Annotated in this window: 2 protein-coding genes and 1 pseudogene; all 3 read left to right on the forward strand. The window is 65.0% G+C overall.

Features of this window, described 5'->3' with window-relative positions; translation table 11 throughout:
- A pseudogene (locus AC3WQZ_RS35630) lies at positions 1-127 on the forward strand (ABC transporter ATP-binding protein); the annotation flags it as partial.
- A gap of 10 nt (positions 128-137) precedes the next feature.
- Positions 138-1,022: a branched-chain amino acid ABC transporter permease gene (locus AC3WQZ_RS35635; protein ID WP_011616641.1), complete on the forward strand. Its 885-nt coding sequence runs from the start codon at positions 138-140 to the stop codon at positions 1,020-1,022.
- On the forward strand, positions 1,022-1,458 hold a 437-nt coding region (locus AC3WQZ_RS35640; RefSeq protein WP_492302160.1), incomplete at its 3' end, for an ABC transporter permease subunit. The genes AC3WQZ_RS35635 and AC3WQZ_RS35640, both read left to right, overlap by 1 nt.

The following is a 1,458-nucleotide window of genomic DNA, read 5'->3' on the forward strand; positions in this document are numbered from 1 at the left end:
CTTCCGCTTTGCCGCGCCGCTGGCTGACCGCTTCTACGTGATGGAGCACGGCAGCATCGTCGAGCGCTTCGCGGCCAGTGAGCTGCAGGCCAGGATGCCGGTGCTGCATGAACTGCTGGGCGTATAAGGAGCGACTCATGAATCTGTTTGAAATCCCGCTCCCGGCGCTGCTGTCGCAGTTGTTGCTCGGGCTCGTCAACGGCGCCTTCTACGCCATGCTGAGCCTGGGGCTGGCGGTCATCTTCGGGCTGCTGAATGTCATCAACTTTGCGCACGGCGCGCTCTTCATGCTGGGTGCGGTGCTGGCGTGGGCCGGCATGGCCTATGCCGGCCTCAGCTACTGGGTGATGCTGCTGTTGTCGCCGCTGGTGGTTGCCGCGCTGGGCGTGGGGATCGAGAAGACCATGCTGCGCTGGATCTACAAGCTCGACCATATCTACGGCCTGCTGCTGACGCTAGGCATCACGCTGGTGATCGAAGGCATCTTCCGCTCGGTCTATGGCGTGTCCGGGCTGCCCTATGCACCGCCCGAGGCGCTGCAGGGCGCCTCCGACCTCGGCTTCATGCGCTTGCCCAACTACCGCGTGTGGGTGGTCGGGGCATCGCTGGCGGTCTGCCTGTCGACGTGGTACGTGATCGAGAAGACCAGGCTGGGCGCCTACCTGCGCGCCGGCACCGAGAACGCCAAGGTGGTCGAGGCGTTCGGCGTCAACGTGCCGCGGATGGTGACGCTGACCTATGGCTTCGGCGTGGCGCTGGCCGCGTTTGCCGGGGTGCTGGCGGCGCCCGTCATGCAGGTATCGCCGCTGATGGGGCAGAACCTGATCATCGTCGTGTTCGCGGTGGTGGTGATCGGCGGCATGGGCTCGATCATGGGCGCGATCCTGACCGGCCTGGGGCTGGGCGTGATCGAGGGGCTGGCCAAGGTGTTGTACCCGGAAGCATCTTCCACTGTTGTCTTCGTCATCATGGTGGTGGTGCTGTTGTTGCGCCCGGCAGGGCTGTTCGGAAAGGAGAAGTGATGAGCGGACAATCTATCGCCGCAATCGGCATGCGGCAGCAGCAGGCGGCGGGGCGCCTGCCAAAGCAGGTGATGTACGGCGTGGTGCTGGCGTGCCTACTGGCCGCGCCGCTGGCCGGTGCGTATCCGGTGTTCGTGCTCAAGGTGATGTGCTTTGCGCTGTTTGCGTGTGCCTTCAACCTGCTGATCGGCTATACCGGGCTGCTGTCGTTCGGCCATGCGGCCTTCTTCGGCGGCGCTGGCTACGCCGCCGGCCATGCCATGAAGGTCTGGGGCGTGACCCCGGAAATCGGCCTGATCCTGGGTACCGGTGCGGGCGCTCTGATCGGCTACGTGGTGGGCTCGCTGGCCATCCGCCGACAGGGCATCTACTTCTCGATGATCACGCTGGCGCTGGCGCAGATGCTGTTCTTTATCTGCCTGCAGGCGCCGTTCAC

The sequence above is a fragment of the Cupriavidus sp. FW305-26 genome (assembly GCF_058787975.1).

Excerpts from the sequence above, each read along its gene's own strand:
- AC3WQZ_RS35635 (WP_011616641.1), top strand. The coding sequence starts at position 138 with ATGAATCTGTTTGAAATCCCGCTCCCGGCGCTGCTGTCGCAGTTGTTG.